Annotated in this window: 20 protein-coding genes; 9 read left to right on the top strand and 11 right to left on the bottom strand. The window is 42.0% G+C overall.

The features are described from left to right. The 9 genes from glpK (ACEW8F_RS00190) to ACEW8F_RS00230 all read left to right on the top strand — a co-directional run. A partial coding sequence (gene glpK / locus ACEW8F_RS00190) for a glycerol kinase GlpK (protein ID WP_373481455.1) occupies positions 1–1,293 on the top strand: 1,293 nt, incomplete at its 5' end. A 140-nt stretch (positions 1,294–1,433) separates the two neighbouring features. Then, positions 1,434–2,045: a glycerol-3-phosphate responsive antiterminator gene (locus ACEW8F_RS00195; protein ID WP_373481456.1), complete on the top strand. Its 612-nt coding sequence runs from the start codon at positions 1,434–1,436 to the stop codon at positions 2,043–2,045. A 111-nt stretch (positions 2,046–2,156) separates the two neighbouring features. Continuing rightward, entirely contained in the window at positions 2,157–3,626 is a 1,470-nt protein-coding gene (locus ACEW8F_RS00200; protein ID WP_373481457.1) for an NAD(P)/FAD-dependent oxidoreductase, read from the top strand. A 2-nt stretch (positions 3,627–3,628) separates the two neighbouring features. Then, positions 3,629–4,894, top strand: coding sequence for an NAD(P)/FAD-dependent oxidoreductase (locus ACEW8F_RS00205; protein ID WP_373481458.1), 1,266 nt, complete (start codon positions 3,629–3,631; stop codon positions 4,892–4,894). Further along, positions 4,894–5,256, top strand: a complete 363-nt coding sequence (locus tag ACEW8F_RS00210; RefSeq protein WP_347411479.1) for a DUF1667 domain-containing protein — start codon at positions 4,894–4,896, stop codon at positions 5,254–5,256. The genes ACEW8F_RS00205 and ACEW8F_RS00210 overlap by 1 nt, the downstream gene beginning before the upstream one ends. Before the next feature lie 193 nt (positions 5,257–5,449). After that, positions 5,450–6,214 carry a GDSL-type esterase/lipase family protein gene (locus ACEW8F_RS00215; RefSeq protein ID WP_373481459.1) on the top strand — a complete coding sequence of 255 codons (765 nt, stop codon included), beginning with the start codon at positions 5,450–5,452 and terminating at the stop codon, positions 6,212–6,214. Positions 6,215–6,226: 12 nt separating this feature from the next. Continuing rightward, complete coding sequence (locus ACEW8F_RS00220; protein ID WP_373481460.1) at positions 6,227–6,697, top strand: DUF4358 domain-containing protein; 471 nt, start codon at positions 6,227–6,229, stop codon at positions 6,695–6,697. A gap of 9 nt (positions 6,698–6,706) precedes the next feature. Then, a complete protein-coding gene (locus ACEW8F_RS00225) occupies positions 6,707–8,107 on the top strand; it encodes an MBOAT family protein (RefSeq protein ID WP_373481461.1) in 1,401 nt (466 codons plus the stop codon). Positions 8,108–8,117: 10 nt separating this feature from the next. Then, positions 8,118–9,305, top strand: a complete 1,188-nt coding sequence (locus tag ACEW8F_RS00230; protein ID WP_373481462.1) for a DHHW family protein — start codon at positions 8,118–8,120, stop codon at positions 9,303–9,305. Between the two features lie 63 nt (positions 9,306–9,368). On the opposite strand, the gene ACEW8F_RS00235 is transcribed toward ACEW8F_RS00230, so the two are convergent. The 11 genes from ACEW8F_RS00235 to glpK (ACEW8F_RS00285) all read right to left on the bottom strand — a co-directional run bounded on the left by ACEW8F_RS00235 (position 9,369) and on the right by glpK (ACEW8F_RS00285) (position 22,039). After that, a complete protein-coding gene (locus tag ACEW8F_RS00235) occupies positions 9,369–10,118 on the bottom strand; it encodes a GntR family transcriptional regulator (RefSeq protein ID WP_373481463.1) in 750 nt (249 codons plus the stop codon). Between the two features lie 99 nt (positions 10,119–10,217). Then, positions 10,218–11,759, bottom strand: coding sequence for an FGGY-family carbohydrate kinase (locus ACEW8F_RS00240; protein WP_373481464.1), 1,542 nt, complete (start codon positions 11,757–11,759; stop codon positions 10,218–10,220). Between the two features lie 93 nt (positions 11,760–11,852). Further along, positions 11,853–12,572, bottom strand: coding sequence for a deoxyribose-phosphate aldolase (gene deoC, locus ACEW8F_RS00245; RefSeq protein ID WP_373481465.1), 720 nt, complete (start codon positions 12,570–12,572; stop codon positions 11,853–11,855). Positions 12,573–12,596: 24 nt separating this feature from the next. Continuing rightward, positions 12,597–13,271, bottom strand: coding sequence for an HAD family hydrolase (locus tag ACEW8F_RS00250; protein WP_373481466.1), 675 nt, complete (start codon positions 13,269–13,271; stop codon positions 12,597–12,599). Between the two features lie 39 nt (positions 13,272–13,310). Continuing rightward, positions 13,311–14,252 (bottom strand): PHP domain-containing protein, encoded by a 942-nt coding sequence (locus ACEW8F_RS00255; protein WP_373481467.1) that lies wholly within the window; start codon positions 14,250–14,252, stop codon positions 13,311–13,313. 320 nt (positions 14,253–14,572) lie between these two features. Next, positions 14,573–16,129, bottom strand: a complete 1,557-nt coding sequence (locus ACEW8F_RS00260; protein WP_373481468.1) for an FGGY-family carbohydrate kinase — start codon at positions 16,127–16,129, stop codon at positions 14,573–14,575. Between the two features lie 109 nt (positions 16,130–16,238). Continuing rightward, complete coding sequence (locus tag ACEW8F_RS00265; protein ID WP_373481469.1) at positions 16,239–16,991, bottom strand: SDR family NAD(P)-dependent oxidoreductase; 753 nt, start codon at positions 16,989–16,991, stop codon at positions 16,239–16,241. Between the two features lie 308 nt (positions 16,992–17,299). Further along, on the bottom strand, positions 17,300–17,668 hold the full coding sequence (locus ACEW8F_RS00270) for a DUF1667 domain-containing protein (protein WP_373481470.1): 369 nt from the start codon (positions 17,666–17,668) through the stop codon (positions 17,300–17,302). Between the two features lie 17 nt (positions 17,669–17,685). After that, a complete protein-coding gene (locus ACEW8F_RS00275; RefSeq protein WP_373481471.1) occupies positions 17,686–18,963 on the bottom strand; it encodes an NAD(P)/FAD-dependent oxidoreductase in 1,278 nt (425 codons plus the stop codon). Beyond that, positions 18,944–20,443, bottom strand: coding sequence for an NAD(P)/FAD-dependent oxidoreductase (locus ACEW8F_RS00280; protein ID WP_373481472.1), 1,500 nt, complete (start codon positions 20,441–20,443; stop codon positions 18,944–18,946). Before ACEW8F_RS00280 ends, ACEW8F_RS00275 begins: the two co-directional genes overlap by 20 nt. A gap of 90 nt (positions 20,444–20,533) precedes the next feature. Beyond that, entirely contained in the window at positions 20,534–22,039 is a 1,506-nt protein-coding gene (gene glpK / locus ACEW8F_RS00285; RefSeq protein WP_373481473.1) for a glycerol kinase GlpK, read from the bottom strand. Between the last annotated feature and the right edge of the window lie 56 nt (positions 22,040–22,095).

Genomic DNA, 22,095 nt, shown 5'->3' on the forward strand with positions numbered 1-22,095 from the left:
GGCGCTACCGCTGAAGATATTGCTGCTATCGGTATCACAAACCAACGTGAAACAACTGTCGTTTGGGACAGAAAAACTGGCGAACCTATTTATAATGCCATTGTTTGGCAATGCCGTCGTACCGCATCTTTCTGTGATGAACTTAAGGCCCGTGGATTAGAAGACTATGTTCGTGATAACACCGGTCTTGTAATCGATGCTTACTTCTCTGGAACAAAAATCAACTGGATTTTAAATAACGTTCCTGGTGCTCGTGAAAGAGCAGAAAAAGGCGAACTCGCTTTCGGAACCGTTGATACCTGGTTAATCTGGAAATTAACCGATGGTAAGGTACATGTAACTGATTATTCAAATGCTTCCCGTACTATGGCATTTAATATTAAAACCCTTAAATGGGATGAAAAAATGTTAAAAGAACTGGATATCCCAGCTTCTATGTTACCAGAAGTTAGACCATCATCAGCTGTTTATGGAACTACCACCCTTTATGGAACCGAAATTCCAATTGCCGGCGCTGCTGGTGACCAACAAGCTGCCCTCTTTGGACAAGCTTGCTTCGAACCTGGTATGGCTAAAAATACTTATGGAACCGGTTGCTTTATGCTGATGAACACTGGCGACAAACCGGTTAAATCAAACAGCGGTTTGGTTACTACCATTGCCTGGGGCTTAGATGGCGAAGTGGATTACGCATTAGAAGGTTCTATCTTCGTAGCTGGTGCTGCAATCCAATGGTTAAGAGACGAAGTAAGATTAGTTGATTCTTCACCAGACAGCGAATTCTACTGTAATAAAGTTGCTGATACCAATGGCGTGTATATGGTTCCTGCTTTTGTAGGACTGGGCGCTCCACATTGGGATATGTATGCTCGTGGCGCAATCCTGGGATTAACCCGTGGTGCCAACAAAGCTCATTTAATCCGTGCAACTGTTGAATCATTAGCTTATCAGACAAAAGATGTTCTGGATGCGATGGAAAAAGACTCTAACATCAAATTGGCAGCATTAAAAGTAGATGGCGGCGCTTGCGCTAACGACTTCTTAATGCAATTCCAGGCTGATATTTTAGGCGTTCCTGTTGATCGTCCTTCGATCGTTGAAACAACCGCTATGGGTGCTGCTTACCTTGCTGGTATGGCTGTTAAATTCTGGGATGGCAAAGCTGATGTAACTGCTGCTTGGAAACTTGACCGTTCATTCAATCCTGCTATGGATGCGGATGTTCGTGCTAAATTATATACTGGCTGGTTAAAAGCTGTTGAATGCTCTAAAGGCTGGGAAGACGCCGAGTAATCCGATTTAATCTCAAAATTCATTAATCATTCTATTGTTGGGGTGTTTAAAACACCCCAGCAATTTAGATTTTACTCTTTCCTATTTTTGTGATTGTGTTATAATGAATTTGCAAATACGATCCAACCGGGAGGAGTTTTATGTCGACGAGAAAATGTCTTCTCATGTTTCAAGACAACCCCATTATTGTCGCTGTTCGTAATCCGAAAGATATTTACGATGCTATTCATTCAAAATCGCAGATCATCTTTTTACTGACTGGTAACGTCTATAATCTAAAAAAAATGGTGGAACTTTGTACCAAAGCTGGCAAACACGTGTTTACCCATTTGGATCTCATTAAAGGTTATTCTCAGGATAATTATTTTATTAAGTATCTGAAAGATGAGATCAAGCCAACGGGAATTATTACCACAAAAAACAATATTATCACTCGGGCAAAACAGGAAGGTCTAATGACTGTCCAGCGTTTATTTCTATTGGATTCTTCTGCTATGGATATTTCAATTACATCGGCAAAAAAAATCAAGCCCGATGCCATCGAAATTTTGCCTGGCCTGGTTCCAAAGCTGATCACAGCTATTAAAAAGGAACTCGATATTCCAATTGTTACCGGGGGATTCATAGAGACAGAGGAAGAAGTTCGTTCGTGTCTTGCTGCTGGAGCTTTATCAGCCAGCACATCTCACAAGCCGTTGTGGGATAAAATAGAACTTATTCGGGAAGAGCAGCGATTGCTACAGAAAGAATAAGCAAAAATAAAATACAAGGCAACGGAGAGCCATACTGTTTTCTTAAATGAATCCTCATTTAAGAAAATTGTATGGCTTTTAATTTTTTATAGTTCTTAGGAGGAATATATTATGTACGATATCGCCATTATTGGAGCTGGTATTGCCGGTTCCTACATTGCTCGGGAATTGACCCGATACAAGTTGGACATTGTTTTGTTAGATGGAGAAAATGATGTCGGAAATCAGATTACAATGGCCAATTCTGCCATTGTTCATGCTGGCTTTGATGCCCCAGCCTCTAAATTGAAAGGAAAATTTAACACAACCGGAAACCTGATGTACGATAAGGTTTGTGATGATCTGGATGTTCCCTTTAAACGCTGCGGCTCGCTGGTTGTTGCCCATAACGAATACGAGATGGCAACCATCCATGAACTTTATCAGAATGGTTTGAAAAATGGAGTACCGGATTTGAAAATCTTATTTAAAGACGAGGTTCATGCCATGGAACCCCATATTAGCGAAGATATTTGTGGCGCTCTTTATGCCCCAACTGCAGGAATTGTATCTCCCTTTGAACTGTGTATTCACGCTGCTGAAAACGCTGTCGACAATGGTGTCACCCTGAAACTGAATCACATGGTTACTGCCATTGACAAGGTCGATGAACATTTCAAAATTACCACCAACTGCGGAGAAATCGAAGCCAAATATGTTATCAACGCTGCCGGTGTCTATGCCGATGATATTTACGAGATGGTTGGCGAACCTTATTTCCAACTGCTGGCCAGAAAAGGAAATTACTTTATCTTCGATAAAGAAGCTGGATCCCTTGTTAATAGTGTTATCTTTCCATGTCCATCAAAAAAAGGCAAAGGAATTCTCGTTGCTCCCACTGTCCATGGCAACCTGTTAATCGGCCCGGATGCCGAACCTGTTGATAAAGGTGATATTTCCACCACCACCGATCGACTGGATTATATTAAACAAAATGCCCTTAAGAACTGTCCTGAGCTACCGTTTAATAAAATCATTCGATCCTATGCCGGACTTCGCAATACCCCAATCAAAGACACCTTTACCACCACCGATGGTGATTTCATTATTGAAGAATCACCGGTAAAAGGCTTTATAAATGTTGCTGGTTACGAATCACCAGGACTGACCTCAATTCCTGCCGTAGCCCACTATGTCGTTGAAGAGATTGTGAAACCAATGATCCCAGATATCGAAGAAAATCACGACTATAATCCCAAGGTTCGCAAGCATCTACGTTTTGATGAAATGACCGAGGAAGAAAAAGTTGAAATTATCAAAGAGGATCCCAAATACGGCAAGGTTATCTGTCGCTGTGAAACCATCACTGAGGGTGAAATCATTGATGTTATTCACCGCAGTGCGGGGGCCCGAACCGTTAAATCAGTTAAAAAACGCTGTCGCGCCGGAATGGGTCGCTGCCAGGGCGGTTTCTGTTCTCCCCGTGTTGTCGAAATTCTAGCCCGGGAACTGAATTGTTCATTGGATGATATTATGTATGATCAACAGGATTCGACCTATATCCTTTCAGGTCACACGAAATCCGTTAAGGAGGAGGCGTAATCATGATTTATGATGTTGTTATTTTAGGTGGCGGACCAGCCGGGTTGGCTGCTGCTGTTGAAGCTAAAAATGATGGGGCGGAAAATGTCCTGATTCTTGAACGAGACCGGGAATTAGGTGGTATTCTTAACCAATGTATTCACAATGGTTTTGGTCTGCATACTTTTAACGAAGAATTGACCGGGCCGGAATATGCCGAACGCTATATTCAGAAGGTAATCGATTTGAATATCCCTTACATGTTGGACACCATGGTTCTGGATATGCATGACAACGGCGATCTCAAATCCATCCACGTTATCAATGAAGAAAACGGGTACATGATTATTGAAACCAAAGCTGTTGTTTTAACCATGGGATGTCGGGAACGAACCTCTGGAGCGATCGGGATCCCCGGTTATCGCCCATCTGGTGTATTCACCGCCGGTACAGCTCAACGTTTTATTAATATGGAAGGCTACATGCCTGGTAAGGAAGTGGTTATCCTCGGCTCTGGTGATATCGGACTGATCATGGCTCGACGAATGACCTTAGAAGGTGCTCATGTTCAAGCTGTTTGTGAACTGATGCCCTACTCTAACGGTTTGGTCCGTAACATTGTTCAGTGTCTGGATGATTATGATATTCCACTAAAATTAAGCCATACCATTACCTTTATCCATGGTAAAGATCGCTTAGAAGGAGTCACAGTTGCTAAGGTAGACGAGAAACTGAAAGTGATTCCTGGCACCGAAGAATTTATTCCCTGTGATACCCTGCTGCTTTCAGTGGGACTGATCCCCGAAAATGAAATTACCCGTAACGCCGGTGTTGTAATGGATAACCGAACCAATGGTGCCATTGTCGGCGAACTGCGTCAAACCTCCATGCCTGGTGTTTTTGCCTGTGGAAATGTCGTTCACGTTCATGACCTAGTGGATTTTGTTAGTGAAGAAGCGGTTCTTGCCGGTAAAGGTGCGGCCAAATACATCAAGGGCGATCTGGATACTGAGATCACCTTTACCACCACCAACGGCGACGGCATTGGCTATGTTGTTCCCCAGCAGGTTGCCATGAAGAATGTCGAAGAAAAGGTCACCTTCTATATGCGGGTGCGTCAGGTCTTTAAGGATAAGGTTGTTAATGCTTATATCGGCGACCAGTTAATCGCCACCAAAAAAGAAAAGAAATTACTGCCCGCTGAAATGGTAAATTTCAAAATCGCAAAAGATGTTTTAGCTCAATATCCCGCCGGAGAAATCCGCTTTGTCGTAGAGGAGGCAAAATAATGAAAAAAGATATGACCTGTATTGTTTGCCCCATCGGGTGCCAAATGACCATTGAGGAAAAAGCCGATGGTACCTACGAGGTTACTGGCAACACCTGTAAACGTGGTCCCAAATACGCTGTCAATGAAATGACCAACCCAACCCGGGTTATTCCCACCACTGTGGTGATTAAAAACGCCATGCTTCCCCGTCTGCCGGTTAAGACTGCAGAGCCCATCCCCAAAGGCCAGATTTTTGATGCTATGGCCGTTATTAACCAGGTTGTTGTAGAAGCTCCCATCAAAACCGGTGACGTTGTCATCAAAGATCTTTTAGGTCTTGGGATTGATGTGGTCGCTACCAGAACCATGGATAAATGTTAATACCTTTGATCTGAATCATTTAAAACGGAGTCTGAAAATAATCTCACCAATTATTTTCAACTCCTTTTTTTCATTTCTGCGAATTGAACTCGTAACGACAAAATATTAATTTGTTACAAAACAGACATTGAATTACAACCATCTTTTGTGATATGTTTAACTATACAAATTTTACAATTAAAGGTGCTGCCCCATGTTTGAAAAAATAAAACAACTTTTTAATAAAAATCTTGCCATTATTATTCTAGTACCCTGTACCATTATTATGATTACCTTGATTATTCACTATCAAAGTGTCTCCCGAGAAAAAGCAAAACTGGACGAAGGTATCGAGGTCCTCACCGCATTGGAAACCCGTGACCTTTATACGATGGAAGAAAAAATTGATTTTATGAAACGAAAAGCTGTTGATTCCGGTGATTATTCGGCGCTATTTGGAAATGCCGTTGTTTTTGGCGATTCCATCGCCGAAGGACTTGGTTTATACGGTTTTCTAAGCCCTACCTCACTGGTAGCAGTGATGGGAAAATCCACCGAAAACAGTCTGGAAGATGTGCCTGACCTGGTCAATCTGGCCCCCCGAAATGTTTTTTTCGAGTTGGGACTCAATGACATCAGTCATCCCGACAATACACTGGAGTCCTATCTCAGTCATTATGAAAAAATGATCGACTCAGTTCGTCTGCAATTGCCCAATACGCAAATCTACATTTGCAGTATTTTTCCGGTTACCAATGAAGCCCTCAAGGAAAATCCCGAGTTCAGTCAGATTGAGACCTATAATGCCGCCCTTGCCGAAATGGCGAAACGAAAAAATGTGCATTATATCGACACCTATACCTTTTTAAAAAATAATCCTCAGTATCATGAGCAGGATGGCATCCATGTGATCCGGGAATTTTACCCCCTATGGATGGATACCCTTGTTAATAACAGCGATCTGAAAAATTTATTATAGAATTGGAACATCATGAAAAAATTTGCTGTGCTACTGTTCATTTTAATACTCGCGCTGCCATGTTTTGGCTGTCACTCGGCGGAACAGCCACCCTTATCGCAGGTGGAGTCCGATCTGCTGGCTGCTTCTCAAAATCTCGGCGGGATGGAGAAAGGCGATGGCAAAGCCTTGAAACGTTATTACGGACTCAATATTAATGACTATCAGGAAATGCTGATTTACGTCCCGGCAAATTATATGGATGTTTCCGAGCTCCTGGTGATTAAAGTCAATGATCCCGCCCAACTGGATCTGGTTGAAGCCGCAGTAGATACCCGCAACGCCATGCAGCAGGAAAGCTTTGGGGGGTACGGACCTGAGCAGGTCGCGCTGCTTGATAATTATGAGTTTAAAATTGTGGGAAACACTCTTTTTTATTGCGTATCACATGATGCGTCCACATTAAAAGATACCTTTGTCAAAAGCATCAAAAATAATCAGTAAGGAGTGGCCATGGTTTTTAGCAGTATCTTATTTATTTTTGCTTTTCTACCCATTGCTTTGATTCTATATACCATTATCCCAAAACAGGGGAAAAACCTGATTTTGCTTCTGGTCAGTTTGTTTTTTTATGCCTGGGGCGAACCCGTTTATGTTTTCTTAATGCTTTTCACCATTGCCTTCGACTTTGGCATGGGGATTCTGATGGAAAAAAAGCCCCATTTAGTCCGAAAACGTATTTTTATTTTCACCGTCATTGTGAATCTGGGATTTTTATTCTTTTTTAAATACTGGGGCTTTCTGCTCGACACCGTTAACCAGATCTTTAGTCTGGCTATCCCCTATACCCCACTGCCCTTACCGATTGGAATTTCCTTTTATACCTTCCAGATCCTATCTTATGTCATCGATATCTATCTGGGGAAGGTTCCGGTTCAAAAAAATATTATCTCTTTTGGTTTATATGTGACAATGTTTCCCCAGCTGATCGCTGGACCCATTGTTCGCTATAAGGATATCGATGATCAACTTTCGGACCGGGTACTAAATCAGGAAATATTTGGCTTCGGGGTCGAACGTTTTATCCAGGGTCTCGGCAAAAAAGTCCTTCTGGCCAACAATATCGGCTATGTCTGGACCCTTATTTCTGCGATGAACGTGGGCGAACTATCAGTACTCACCGCCTGGATCGGGATTATTGCCTTTACCTTCCAAATCTATTTCGACTTCAGCGGCTATTCGGATATGGCCATTGGGCTGGGGAAAATGTTCGGGTTTGAATTTCTGGAAAACTTCAACTATCCCTATATTTCCCGAAGCGTATCAGAATTCTGGCGACGCTGGCACATTTCTCTGGGCACCTGGTTCAGAGAATACCTCTATATCCCACTGGGCGGAAACCGTGTCCCCATCTCCCGGTTATTTCTAAACCTCTGTATTGTCTGGTTTTTAACTGGACTCTGGCATGGCGCCAGCTGGAATTTCGTCATCTGGGGCGGCTATTATGGGCTGATCCTTTTTGCTGAAAAAGTATTTTTAAAGGCCCTGCTGGAAAAACTGCCAAAGTTCATTCAGCACAGTTATACCCTTATTCTGGTGGTGATCGGCTGGGTTTTCTTTGCCAGTCCGGATATCGGTTTTGCACTGTCTTACCTCCGGGTGATGTTTTTTACCGCTGGTGCATCACTGGTCGATTCAACCGGACTCTATTACTTGTACACCAGTCTTATTCTATTGGTGATTTGCGGGATCTGCTGCACCCCGATTGTCCATCAACGCTATAACAAACTGATTCACAGCGAAAAAAACTGGGTTGTTCCCTTTGGACTGGGACTCAACAGCGTAATCATGTTTTTATCCATCGCTTATTTAGTAACCGAAACATATAATCCATTCTTATATTTTAGATTTTAGGTGAAGCATTATGCGAAAACAAGATAACCACCGTGAACATGATCAATACTCCCATTCTCTGTTTTACAAAAAATATATTAATCTATTGTGCCTTCTTTTTGTTGGGATTATCATTTTTTTTCCACTGGCTTCACTAATCCTGCCGGACACTAAAATGTCCGAAAACGAAAACCGGATTTTAACCCAATTACCCCGTTTTTCGGTGGATAGCATCATCGATGGCCGATATATGAAGAAAATGCAAAAATACACGGCCGACCAGTTAATCGGTCGAAATTTCTGGATTTATACCAAAACCAGTATCGATCGACTGATGGGAAAAAATAGCTCTAATGGGGTTTATTTGGGTGAAAATTCCACCCTAATCGAAAACTTTGATCCCTTTCCTGCTGATGCTGTCGAACAAACAAAAACCGCAATAAACACCTTTGCTGAAAGACATCCCGATCTCAACCACTTTTTTATGCTGGTTCCCAATGCGATTAGTGTCAGCGATAAAAAACTGCCGGCATATGCCCCGGTTTTGAGTCAAAACGACTATATCGATGGTTTTACTGCGGGCTTAAACGAAAAATTAACGATCCTTGATCCCAGACCAGTTCTGGAACAGAATCAGGACCAACTGCTCTATTATAAAACCGATCATCACTGGACTACCCTGGGTGCCTGGCTTTCTTTTCAGGGCGTTGCCGATGCCATGGCGATCAAACCAGACCCCGATGCCTATACTGTCTATCCTGTCACTCATTCGTTTTCTGGTGCGCTGGTTTCTAAAAGCGGCTATCTGACCTTTGCCACTGATACCATTGATGTTTATGTTCCCAAAAGCGGAGATACCTATTCGGTGGTAAATTATGTGGAAGAACAAAAAAAATCCCCTTCCCTTTATGACAGCGAACAATTAAAGGGAAAGGACAAGTATGCGGTTTTTCTGGAAGGCAACCATCCCATTATTAAAATTAAAAGTCCGGTGGCGAATGGAAAAAATCTGCTGGTGATCAAGGATTCTTATGCCAACGCCTTTATCCCCTTTTTAGTACCGTTTTACAGCGAGATCACAGTAATTGATCCCCGTTACTATTATGACAGCATTGATGCCCTCATCACCGATGCTCAAATCACCGACATATTGTACCTCTTTAATGCCAACACCTTTTTCAGGGATACCACACTGGCACCAGTTTTAAATGATGACTGACAGATATGTTTTTCAAAAATCTATTCATCATTATCTGGATCACTACAAAAAAAATACCGTAATTTAATTACGGTATTCATACTTTAATTTAATTTTATCGCCACGAAAGATTACCTTAGAATACTCAAAGGGCTTATCATCCTTATCGTAAAGAATATCTTCTAAAACAAGAAGAGGAAATCCTTGAGGAACTTTTAAAAGTTTGCTCTCTTTTTCCGAAGCCGTAACCGACTCAAAAGTTTCCATAACCCGGCTGGGTTTTAAATTATACTCTTTTTCAAGAAGCACACAAAGTTGTTCTTCTTCGAGAGCACGATCACTTAGATTCTTACACAAATCATAAGGAATCCGAGAATAATGAAGGCTAATGGGCTCACCTTTCAAAAAACGCAACCGCTCAATTTCCAGTATTGGAGACCCCTGTGGACATTGCAGACGCTTTGCAACACTCAACGAGGCATCTTTTTCGGTAACATTTAAAAGCTCTGTGGTAATTTGATATCCCATTCTCTCCAATTGCTCTCTAAAGCCCATATATGCCAGAGATTCCGTCATTATCTTGGGTTCTGCGACAAAGGTGCCCTTACCAGGAACGCGATAGAGAACACCATCCTGTACCAATTGAGAACACGCTGAACGTATTGTCATGCGGCTAACCCCGTACAACCGATTCATTTCACTCTCAGATGGTATCGCTGTATTCGGCTTCCAAATACCTTCTTCGATGTTATTGCGGATTAACTCTTCCAATTGTATGTACAATGGTTTGGGGTTTTCTCGCTTAATTTTGTACATATCAATACTTCCTTCCATATAACTCCTTTGTGCAGTTTATTCAGCAAAAATATCTTTCATTTTATCATAGACGCAATAGAATTAAAAGAGCATCCGCCAAAATTGATCCATATCTGTTTATTTTAATTTAGCAAATTGTGAATATATGCTATTATCATTTAATGCTGTATACAAATTTTTGTAAATGTCATAAATTTCATTATACTTCTTGACATTTTCAGGTATGGGTTCAATGGTTTCCAGATAACGAACCATTGAATTGACGCCTTCGGTGACATCCTTAAACCACCCGGCGCCAACACCTGCGATAACAGCCGCTCCCACAATGGTGGCATCGGGTATTTCCAGTTTGCGAATGGGAACCCCAAACATATCGGCAATGATCTGACGCCATGCTCCGGATTTTGTAGCTCCGCCGGTGATGGCTAATTGTTTCAAAATCACGCCGGATTTTTTCATGGTTTCATACATATCCTTACTTTCCAGCGTGATACCTTCCATGACCGAACGAATCATATCACTCTTAGAATGGGCGAAAGTAATCCCGGCAAAGATCCCCTTTGCTTCGGGGTTCCAATAAGGATAACCTGACCCCGTCAGAAACGGCATGAAGACAATCCCCTTCGATCCTATCGGACTTTTCTGAATATGATAATCCATCACTTCATAGGGATCCATTCCGGTCTTTTTCCCGAACGCAACTTCAATTTCAGCCAACTCATCCCTTGCCCATCGATAACTGCTAGCAGCACCCAGTTGGATTCCCTCAAGATTGTATAATCCCAATGATGCAGATGAAGTTGCCATAACCCCAGGAACATCTTCAAGCACCAGATTTTTTGTGCCAACGACCAGAAGACCGGCAGTCCCAAGTGTTAAAGAAGCATAACCGTCTTCAATAACGCCGGCACCGATCGCTGCACATTGCTGGTCGCCACTTCCGGCAACTAACAGCGTGCCGACAGCCAGGCCCGTTTTCTCTGCGGTTTCTGGTGTCACTTTTCCGACAATATCACCTGGCTTCACTAATTTTGGTAATTTTGTTTTATCTATGCCAAAAGCATTGATAATATTATCCGCCCAATCCATTGTATTGGGATTAAGATACCCAGATGTGCAGGCATTGGTCACCTCACAATAAAAATCATCCGCGCCAAAGCAATATTGGATGTATTCCGGCATCATCGCCACGTACTTCGTTTTTTCATACAGTTCTGGTCTTTTTTTCATTAACCACAACAATTTGATAAAAGTGAAGGTTGGTGCCATTGGCATGCCGGTGCTTTTAAAGAAAGTATCCGGATCCACCAGAGCCATCGCTTCTTCTAAGATCTCCGCACCACGATTGTCCTGCCAGCCATAAAAAATATTATCGATGGCCTGATTATTTTTATCTACCAGCGCAAAAGTTGCCCGTTGGCAAGAAAATCCCACTGCCTCAATTTCCTTTGGATCAAGTCCTGATGATGTGACCGCTTGTTTGCATGCTTTATAGGTTTCCTCGACCAACAAATCCACATCCTGCTCAACCCAATTGGGATTGGGATAGTTACAGGGGTACTCTCCGTATCCTTTGCCATAGATTTTGCCTTCTTTATCAAGAATCATCGCCTTTGTGCCAGTTGTTCCCACATCAATCCCGATTAAATACTTACCCATCTTAAAAATCTCCTTTATCATTATAAAATTTTACTATTTTATGAACGTATTTGGCACGTATGCCAACTCAGAAGGATTTTTTGCGTCAAGATCTTAAAGTTTTAATTGCGGTACGATACCGATTTCCCGCATTTGATCCAGTGCCTCAATGATCGCGACCGCCGCACGAGTGCCAATCAGATCAGCACCAGCTAAGATAAAAGCATAGGCATTTTGCGGCCGTGGAAATTTCACGCCGGCAACTTTCAGCTTTACATCGGTTCCGGTCAAGGTTTTTTTCATGACTAAAAACTGATCCATACTGGGTCCTTCGAATTGCCCGGTTGAGGTTTTGGCATAATCAATGCCCACTTCTGCAATCAACTTGCAAGCCGTCGCAATTTCTTCATCAGTTAAATAGCAAACTTCCATAATACATTTGGTGATATGACCCTGAGCTGCGGTTTTAAAATCCATCAATTCCCCTTTGATCACATCATATCTTTTGTCTTTCAAAGCCCCAACGTTCATCACAAGGTCTAACACGGTACAACCCGCTTTAACCGCCTGTTCTGTTTCAAAGGCTTTAACAATCGACGCTGATGCGCCAAAGGGAAAATCCAGACCGGTTCCAATATGAATATCTGTTCCTTTCAGTTCATCCACCACCACGGGGGTCCAATAGGGTGTCGCAGAATAAAATGCGGCACAATTATAGGCTACTGCCTCACGACAACCGGACCGGATATCAGCTTCAGTGGTGTTTTTAGGCAACACCGAGTGATCGAAACACTTTCCGAGGGCATTTTTATCCATTTTTGATAAATCAACCATAACTTCATGCCTCCTATTTTTATTTTATAAAACAACTTTTTTAAGCTCTTCCATACGATCAATAACATAGGTTGGATTTAATGATCTTACGACCTCCGGAGCGCCATATCCAAAAGTGACACCGCAAACATCAATGCCTGCATTTGTACCAGTGAGATAATCGGTTTTGGTATCCCCGACGAGAATCGCTTGAGTCTTCCTGCAATTATAATACTCGAGAATCGCATTAATACAATCAGGATGAGGTTTGGGGTTTTTAACGTCATCCGCTGTCACCAGGATGTCAAAATAATCATATAATTTTAGTGTTCTTAAAATTCTTTCGGTTGCACTTCTGATTTTGAAAGTAGCCACCGACAATGATTTCCCCTTGTGTTTATAATATTCCAGTACATCTTCCACACCGTCATAAGCAAAGGTTTTTTTATCACAGTTTTCAGTGTAATAATCAACAAATAGTGGCAATATTTCTTGATCGATCAGGGTTTCCTTATCCTTACCCAGCGATTGGATGAGCACATTCCGGGCACCCCCGCCAATACAGCTCCGAATAAACGAATCCTCTTTCTGTTCAAAACTATAGCGATCGATGATATACTTTATCGTTTCGATAATATCTGGACAAGTATCTACCAAGGTTCCATCCAAATCAAAAATAATATACTGGTATGCCCTCGGTTCCTTGTTTTTTATAATCATAACCAGCCTCCCTTAAAATTTTAAACTTTTAGAAACCGATCACAGATTCCTCAAAAGCTCATTGCTGTTAAAATATTCCAGGGTAACACCGCACTCGCCGATGTTTCTGACATTTTTATCGGTCTTTTTATAGTCAGCATGATAATCCGAACCACCTGAAATAATTTTTACACGGTCTTCATAATCTGCTTTAACCTTAGCGATAATCTCATCCTTTGTATTTGGTCCATTATAGGTCGTCTTATCATAGGTATAGCTGGCTTCGATACCATCTAACCCAGCGTTGATCAATTTATCAATATAGGCTTCTCGAGTCATCATCCCATCTTTGGTCATGACCGTCTCATCAATCAGATAGGGATGCGCTAAAATGGCAATCCCACCGCTTTCATGGGCGATACTGATGATGTCAACGGGATCTGGCTTTTCTCGTTTTACACTGAATTCAGGATTGTTTCTGATTAATAATTTTGCCTCACTCCAGGTTTTGGTATAGCCCTTTTCAGCCATCAGATTAAAGATTACCTTCTTCTGAACATCCTCGGGATCCCGGGGAATATCATCATAATTCAACACCTCATCCCAAGTAATATCGATACCATTATCAGCCAGAACATCCAAAAGCTTTTGATATGAGTAGATTTTACTTTTGACAATCTTCTCATTCATTTCTAATATTTTAGGATTTGTATAGTCGCACCCTAATACTACGATGTGTACATCCTCGACCAAGGTTTCGCAGGAAAATTCAATTCCCGGCAAAAGTTTGATTCCTTTTTTCTTTGCATAAAGAACCGGATCAACCATTACACCATTGACTTCGATTCGATCTGGGGGAAGAATATCGTGATCGGTGATAACGATTACCTTCATACCCAAGGCTGCTGCATTGGTGATAAATTCTTGAGGCGTATCGCCCCCATCAGACCGCGTGGTATGACTATGTAAATCTACAATATAATTTGGTTTTTTGTTCATCATATTACCTCTCTAATACATCTGACTAAAAAATCGGATACTAAGGTTAACCCTCCACTTTTATCCTTTTTAACTCATCATACTTATGATGGGTCATGCCTATTTTTTTTTATTATAGCATATTTCTATAAAAATGATGACTAAAATCAAGCAACAGCCGATTTAATTTTATTCGTAAACAGATAAAAAGCCCAACTTCCAAAGCTGGGCTTAATTCATACATCAGTATCTATAACATGACACATAAATTTCTTCCAAGTTTTATCGAAGTTCTCGTCTATCTACTGAAAACCTATTATATTGTTGATTTCTGGATTAGCCACTTATTTTGGCGGTTGGATTGATTCAATTCTTGACCACATTTTAAAAATCTCATCAAGAGGTCCATTGAAAATTTCCTGACGAACTTCAAATACTTTTTTATAAAATTCATTATATTCAGTTCTCGGTGTAAAAGTCCGGGTTTCTTTTGACCATTCTTTCACGGTTTTTATCATATCCGAAACATAGCCTGTTCCATGAGCCGCAATTACACAGTTCCCCAATGCCCCTGTATCCTGTGTAGAAATAAGTGTGTAGGGGACATTGAGCATATCAGCTTTGATCTGATCCCAGATCGCTGATTTTGCGCCACCACCAACACCAATGACGCGGTCATAATACACGCCCTGTTCTTCCAATGATCGCAAGAACATCAGATATTCATAGGCTACCGATTCCATCATTGCTCGCCACAGATGAGCTTGATTATGATTCGGAGTCAATCCCATGAAGGTTCCTTTTGCATCAGGCCATGAGGGAGTCATTGTCCCCGTCAGATAGGGCGCAAAAAGGAGATTGAGAGCTCCTGCCGGAACCGTATCAGCTAAACTATCCATCATGGGATAGGCCGGCGAAATTCCTTTCAGATTGAGAATTCCATCGCGATACCAGCCTCGCGAAAATCCACCGGACGACAGACAGCCCCATAAACAGAGTTCATCTGCAAAAATATGCTTACTTGTTACTAAAACTTCATTTTTAATGGCGGCATTAATATCTTTTGTTATAAACGTCATAATTGACGCTGTTCCCGCCACATCAAAAGCTTGTCCGGCGCCAACAACGCCCGCTCCAAGCGTAGATACCATTAAATCGCCAGCTCCTGCTACCAGCGGTGTACCTACCTGTAAACCGGTACGATCTGCAACTTCTTTGCATACATAGCCAACTACTTCCCAGGGGGCTACAATTTTCGGCAGAACGTGCATTGGTACTTCAAACATTTTAAATTGACGTTCAGACCAGCAGTTATTTTTGAGATCGAAACCAACCAACCATCCAGATGCATGGGACCAGTCAACATAAGCATCTTTAGCTTTCAGTCCACCCAGTTTACCTGTAACAAAAGGCGCGATGTTAACGAATTTTTTTGCCTTTTCGACATACGGAATACGATTTTTGTACAACCATCTTAAAACCATCGGAACACAGTCCGGACCAATTCCAGATTTACCACTTTCTTCCACCCAAATTGGCTCGCAGTTTTCACGAATCTGAGTTGCTTCCTCCTGGGCACGCATGTCAAGATAAGGAATGAAAGGACCTACTGGATTGAAATCTTCATCGATAGGAACCGTTCCATCAACAATACCACTGGAAGATATCCCTTTGACGGCAGAACCCGGCACCCCTGATTTCTGCAGACATTCCGTGATCCCGTTGGCAATGTTTTCAAAGTATGCCGACGCGCTCATCTCTACCCAGCCTGGATGTGGGTAAGAAAAAGCATTTTCGGAAAAAGCCTCAGCCAGACATGTTCCGTCAATGTCGTACAATGCCACCTTTGTACCCATTGTCCCACAATCGAATCCGATAAAACAAGGTTTCGTGTTCATCATTTACCTCCTACAGTAAAAGAATTTGTGAAGCTCTATTTAATACCAGCAGGATTCCCATAATCCAGCTCGTTTAAATTCTTAAACACGTTAAAATGACCGATCCATCAACTCAGGTATTTCTTCCTCCAGTAATCATTAATGAATCTCCCGTGATAAAACTAGACAAGTCGGAAGCAAAGAACAAGGCTACCTTTGCAACTTCTTCTGGTTCTCCCATTCTTCCCATTGGTATTGCCGATAAACGCTCTTGGAGCTCTTCAGGCTCCAAGTTTTCAAAATTTCGTTTGATCATTTCTGTATTAATCGTTCCAGGTGCAAGCGCATTGACACGTATTTTATATTTTGCCAAAAATTTTGCTCCATACTTTGTTAGGGCCAGGATTCCTGCTTTTGATGCGCCATAATCAGGGCTGGTACTTCCACCGGTAATCCCAGCTATTGAACCCATGTTAATGATGCTACCGCCACCGTGATCCTTCATATATGCTGCCGCATATTTCATCCCTAGAAAAGCTGACCGCATATTAACAGAGATGACCTGATCCCAATCTTCTGTCGATGTATCAAATAAATTATTTGCTTTTGCAATTCCAGCGTTGTTGATCATCACATCAAGACGGTTCCATTTTTCAGTTGTTATGTCGATCAACTTCTTAACATCCTCTTCCTTACTCATGTCACCTGCCATTAACAAGACATTGACACCGTATGCTTGTGCCTCTTTTGCCAACGATTCAGCATACTCGTCAATTCGCAAGTCATTAATCACCAAACCCAGGCAACCCGCTTCTGCCATTTTAAGTGCAATTGCCCGGCCAATCCCTTTTGCTGCACCTGTCACTATGACGACTTTGTTTTCCATACTAACGTTAACCATTGCTTCAGATCCTTTCTTAAACGATATGACAGCTATAACATTGTGTGTAAACGCTCTATTTCAAAAACAATTTTTTGAAACACAGGAAATAACTCAGAGAGGCTTATCAGATCGCTATATGAAATCAAACCACCGTAACCAATTGTGACTCTTTATCTCTTTGATAGTATTTCTTACACCTGAGTGACTACTGTTTTTTATCGAAAGGATATTAATAGGAATAGTTTGATAATTCCGCTTTATCAACATCCATTATCCAAATTTGGCGTTTTACTCCGAGACTGCATTTTCGCTCAAGAAACTTTTTTAATATTCCGGGTACAGACAATATCAACGCCGGTTCCCGCAATATCGGAGATAACCACATCTCCGACCTTAACTGGTGAATCGATCTCCAGTTTGCTGATTTCCTTCATGACTGCAAATATTTTCTCTTTGTTGACCGGGTCTTTGGTCTTGACCGGTACAAAGGGTAACTCGCCGGCTTTTATTTTGACGGTCGTTGTGATAATTCGTTTCGGTTCGGCAAACTCATTTTTGGCATATTCAAGGCCAATTTTGCAGCCGTAATCCAATATTTTGTCAATGACTTTTCCGCTGTGTTCAACGGTCATATTACACCCCTTGGGACAACCGATGCATATTAATTTTGTTACTTCCATGCTTTTAACCTCCATCTTTATTCTGCCAGTTCCCGGGCAATCGTAATATTAATTGATGAAGTATCCTTCGTCAGAAATTCACGTGGTAAATTAAATGTCACCATCGTACCTGGTTCAACAATTGATTTTTTAATGTTCATCAGGGTTCTATCAAAGTTATCTTTAACGACCAGGCGAACATCCTCATCGGGATTTTTGACTCGCAGGAAGAATTTGACAGTTTTTTCCTTGTTGTTGAGGGCATCAATATGTTGTGGAACGACATAGCCAATATTCTGATCGTAGCTAATGATCACATTCTTCTCAGCTTCAATGACATTCTGATTGATCAGAGCAGCGGCGGCTTTTCCCGCAATCTCCGCTTCCTGGGTTACATTATCAACCAGATCGTGAACATGCAGTACATTACCACAGGCAAACACCCAGGGAATGTTGGTAATCCGTTTTTCATTTACCACCGGTCCTCTAGTGACCTTATCGATTTCACAGCCCAGTTTACTGGACAATTCATTCTCCGGTATCAATCCCACTGACAACAGCAGGGTATCGCAACTGACATACTGTTCAGTTCCTTTGATTGGCTTAAGCCGTTGGTCCACCTCGGCAATCGTTACCCCTTCTAATCTTTCTTTGCCATGAACCTCCACAATGGAATGGCTCAACAGCAAAGGAATACTGAAATCATCGAGACACTGTACCTTGTTACGGATCAGTCCCGTTGAATAAGGCATCAACTCAATAACCCCTTTAACATTAACACCTTCTAACGTCAAACGTCTTGCCATGATCAGACCGATATCCCCGGATCCCAGAATAACCACTTCCTTGCCAGGAATAAGACCTTCAAGATTGACGTAGCTTTGAGCAGTACCGGCGGTCATAATCCCGGCCGGACGGCTACCCGGAATGGTAATCGCCCCGCGGGTTCGTTCCCGACAGCCCATCGCCAAAATCAGAGCTTTGGTATTGATTTCAAACATGCCATCATCCCGGTTGACAGCAATGACTTTTTTATCATCAAGAATTTCCATCACCATTGTGCCAAGTTTCACGTCGATGTCCGATTTTTCAACTGCTTCGATAAACCGACTAGCATATTCCGGGCCGGTTAGCTCTTCCTTGAAATATTGCAAACCAAAACCATTATGAATACATTGTTGCAAAATCCCACCCAGGTAGGGTGCTCTTTCACAAATTAGAATATTTTTGACATCATTCTTTCTAGCTTCCAATGCGGCTGCCAGACCAGCCGGACCACCGCCGATGACAACCAGATCATACTCGAATTTTTTCATTATTTTGATCTCCTTCTGATAAAGGTAACTCCTTGTTTCTGGCAGCCAGCACGAAGGATTTATTGCCTTTTTGCGTCACCTCAAGGGGAGATATGTTCAGCTCCTGGCTGAGAATACCCAGAACTTTGGGGCCACAGAAACCACCCTGGCAGCGTCCCATCCCGGCACGAACCCGGCGCTTAATGGCATCCATGTTAGTTGCCGGTACCGGCCGGTGAATGGCATCTTTGATCTCCCCCTTGCTGATTGATTCGCAGCGACAGATGATTTCACCATAGTCCGGATTTTTTTCAATAAACGCATTTCTTTCTTCATAGGATAATTCAGCCAGCATGACCGGTGTTTTACGACCTTTTTCATAGTTAGCTTTTGGCGAAAAGTCCAGTTCCAGATTCTGCTCTCGAACCAGCTCCTCGACCATGGCTGCAATTGCCGGGGCCGAGGTTAACCCTGGTGATTGAATACCCGCGACATTGATCATTCCCGTCACCGTTTTTGCCGGTTCAATGATGAAATCTTCATTGCTGCTGGCTGCTCTCAGCCCGGTGAAGGTGGTAATCACCTCCCCCATTCTGGGTAGCTCGGGAAATAGGTGTGAAATTGTGCTGGTATAGATCTGATCAAGGGCCTCCGTTGTTGTTCGCAAATCTGTTTTATCCTCGAGGGCTTCGGCATTGGAACCAGCCAGAATATTGCCATCTATCGTCGGTACAACGATCATTCCCTTTGATACCTTCGTCGGTGCTGAATAGATGGTGTAGGTCAGAATATCTCTCCATTTTTTATCATAGAGAAAATATTGTCCTTTTCGGGGTTTTATTTCAAAATCAATGTCTTCAACCATTGCTGCTATGCTATCAGCATATAATCCAGCTGCATTGATAATCACTTTGGCTTCGATGTCGCCTTTATTTGTTTTAACACCTTTTACAGTTTTATTTTCAATCATAATATCCAGAACTTCTGTATCCAGCATCACTTTCGCTCCATTGATCACAGCGTTTTCTACCAGTGCAACGGTATATTCAAAAGGATTGATGATTCCCGTTTCTGGTTCGAATAGGCCGTATTTTGCGTCTGGATTCAAATGGGGTTCCATCTCATGTAATTCTTTCTGATCTATCAGTTTCATCCCCTGGATGCCATTTTTGATTCCATTCTCCATGGTTTGCTTCATTTTTTCCAAATCTGACGCTTCGAATCCTACCGTAATTGACCCCAGTGGTTTCAGTAAATCAACGTCCAGATCTTCACACAATTGCTTGACAATTTTATTTGCTGCTAATACTAATTTACCTTTTAATGTGCCACCATCAATATTAAAACCGCTATGAATCATTGCCGAGTTTGCTTTACTCGTCCCCATACACACATCGCTTGCCTTTTCTACCAATATAATATCCAGATTATATTTTGCCAGCTGATGTGCAATGGAAGCACCAATTACACCACCACCAATGATTAAAACCTCTGTTTTCATGGTGTCACCTCCATATTCTTTTTATATCGGCAACGTTTACATGAGAATCATGCAAACGTTGCCAAAAGTCAATTTTATTACGTTTAAATCTTAACGATCATTTGCCCAGCAGAGATTGGAATTGATTGCCCGTTTCCAGCCTTTGTAGAGGTCTGAACGTAAGCCTTCATCCATTTGTGGATGGAAAACATGCTCAACCGTTCGTTTTGCGACGATTTCATCCTGATCTTTCCAGAAGCCAACTGCCAATCCCGCCAGGTAAGCGACCCCAGCCGCCGTGGTTTCGGTATTGTCTGGTCTTTCAATGTCCACATTGACGATATCGGCAGTAAATTGCATCAGCAAATTATTATTACAAGCCCCGCCATCAACTTTCAGGATTGATAATCTTTCGCCTAAATCTTCTGAGAAAGCATCAAACATATCACGGGTTTGATAGCCTAATGATTCAAGTACAGCTCTGATAATATTATTTTTGGTAGTACCCCGTTCAATCCCAACAATGGCGGCACGTGCATAAGAGTTCCAGTAAGGCGCGCATAAACCGGTGAACGCCGGTACGAAATAAACGCCGCAATTGCTGACTTTTTTTGTTTTCAAAGCAAAATATTCAGAATCAGGGGATTCATCGAGCATGTCCATTTCATCCCGAAGCCACTGAATGGCTGAGCCAGCTGAGAAAGCAACTGCTTCCAGAAGGTATTCTACTTTTCCATTTAATCCCCAACCGATGGTGGTGGTCAACCCGTTGTTTGAGAGGAACGGTTTGTCGCCAATATTTACTGTCATAACCCCAGCTGTACCGTAGGTGAACTTTGCCATCCCTTTTTTGAAACAGCATTGTCCAAATGTTGCGGCCTGTTGGTCTCCGGCATCACCAGTAATTGGAATAGCGCGTTTGAAAATTTTTGCTGTTACACCAAAATGGCTGCTGCTTTCCTGAACTTTTGGAAGCATATTTGCTGGTACATCAAATACCTTCAATAACTCTTCATCCCATTTCAGATCATTAATGTTATACATTAATGTTCTCGAAGCATTACTGTAATCGGTGGCATGGGTTTTTCCATCGGTAAGCTTCCACATAATCCAAGTGTCAACGTTTCCAAAAAGGAGATCACCTTTTTCAGCTCTTTCTCTGGCGCCTTCAACGTTGTCAAGAATCCATTTTACCTTTGTGCCTGAAAAATACGAATCGATCATCAAGCCGGTTTTATTTCTAACAGCACCCTCAATTTCAGGATCATCTGCTTTTAATTGATCACAGTATTCAGCTGTTCTGCGATCCTGCCAGACGATGGCATTATAAACCGGTTCGCCAGTGTTTTTATCCCAGACGATGGAAGTTTCCCGTTGATTGGTAATTCCGATAGCAATGATCTCTTCTTCTTTTATGTTGGATTTTGCCATGGCTTTTTCAATGACTTCACCAGTGACAGCCCACATTTCCATTGGATCCTGTTCTACCCAGCCTGAGTCTGGATAAAACTGTGCAAATTCCTTTGCATACACGCTGACAATGTCACCGTCATGATTAAAAAAAATTGCACGAATACTTGTAGTTCCCTGATCAATACTTAAAATATACTCCTTCATCCGTTTACCACCTTTTCATTTTATTAAAAATGCAAGATTACGCATTTTTTGCGAGA

Origin of the sequence: Acetobacterium sp., assembly GCF_041752335.1 — a bacterium.
Classification (GTDB): domain Bacteria; phylum Bacillota; class Clostridia; order Eubacteriales; family Eubacteriaceae; genus Acetobacterium.

Coding starts and splice junctions, on each gene's coding strand:
- ACEW8F_RS00195 (WP_373481456.1), top strand. CDS start 1,434: ATGTCGACGAGAAAATGTCTTCTCATGTTTCAAGACAACCCCATTATT.
- ACEW8F_RS00200 (WP_373481457.1), top strand. CDS start 2,157: ATGTACGATATCGCCATTATTGGAGCTGGTATTGCCGGTTCCTACATT.
- ACEW8F_RS00205 (WP_373481458.1), top strand. CDS start 3,629: ATGATTTATGATGTTGTTATTTTAGGTGGCGGACCAGCCGGGTTGGCT.
- ACEW8F_RS00210 (WP_347411479.1), top strand. CDS start 4,894: ATGAAAAAAGATATGACCTGTATTGTTTGCCCCATCGGGTGCCAAATG.
- ACEW8F_RS00215 (WP_373481459.1), top strand. CDS start 5,450: ATGTTTGAAAAAATAAAACAACTTTTTAATAAAAATCTTGCCATTATT.
- ACEW8F_RS00220 (WP_373481460.1), top strand. CDS start 6,227: ATGAAAAAATTTGCTGTGCTACTGTTCATTTTAATACTCGCGCTGCCA.
- ACEW8F_RS00225 (WP_373481461.1), top strand. CDS start 6,707: ATGGTTTTTAGCAGTATCTTATTTATTTTTGCTTTTCTACCCATTGCT.
- ACEW8F_RS00230 (WP_373481462.1), top strand. CDS start 8,118: ATGCGAAAACAAGATAACCACCGTGAACATGATCAATACTCCCATTCT.
- ACEW8F_RS00235 (WP_373481463.1), bottom strand. CDS start 10,118: ATGGAAGGAAGTATTGATATGTACAAAATTAAGCGAGAAAACCCCAAA.
- ACEW8F_RS00240 (WP_373481464.1), bottom strand. CDS start 11,759: ATGGGTAAGTATTTAATCGGGATTGATGTGGGAACAACTGGCACAAAG.
- deoC (WP_373481465.1), bottom strand. CDS start 12,572: ATGGTTGATTTATCAAAAATGGATAAAAATGCCCTCGGAAAGTGTTTC.
- ACEW8F_RS00250 (WP_373481466.1), bottom strand. CDS start 13,271: ATGATTATAAAAAACAAGGAACCGAGGGCATACCAGTATATTATTTTT.
- ACEW8F_RS00255 (WP_373481467.1), bottom strand. CDS start 14,252: ATGATGAACAAAAAACCAAATTATATTGTAGATTTACATAGTCATACC.
- ACEW8F_RS00260 (WP_373481468.1), bottom strand. CDS start 16,129: ATGATGAACACGAAACCTTGTTTTATCGGATTCGATTGTGGGACAATG.
- ACEW8F_RS00265 (WP_373481469.1), bottom strand. CDS start 16,991: ATGGAAAACAAAGTCGTCATAGTGACAGGTGCAGCAAAAGGGATTGGC.
- ACEW8F_RS00270 (WP_373481470.1), bottom strand. CDS start 17,668: ATGGAAGTAACAAAATTAATATGCATCGGTTGTCCCAAGGGGTGTAAT.
- ACEW8F_RS00275 (WP_373481471.1), bottom strand. CDS start 18,963: ATGAAAAAATTCGAGTATGATCTGGTTGTCATCGGCGGTGGTCCGGCT.
- ACEW8F_RS00280 (WP_373481472.1), bottom strand. CDS start 20,443: ATGAAAACAGAGGTTTTAATCATTGGTGGTGGTGTAATTGGTGCTTCC.
- glpK (WP_373481473.1), bottom strand. CDS start 22,039: ATGAAGGAGTATATTTTAAGTATTGATCAGGGAACTACAAGTATTCGT.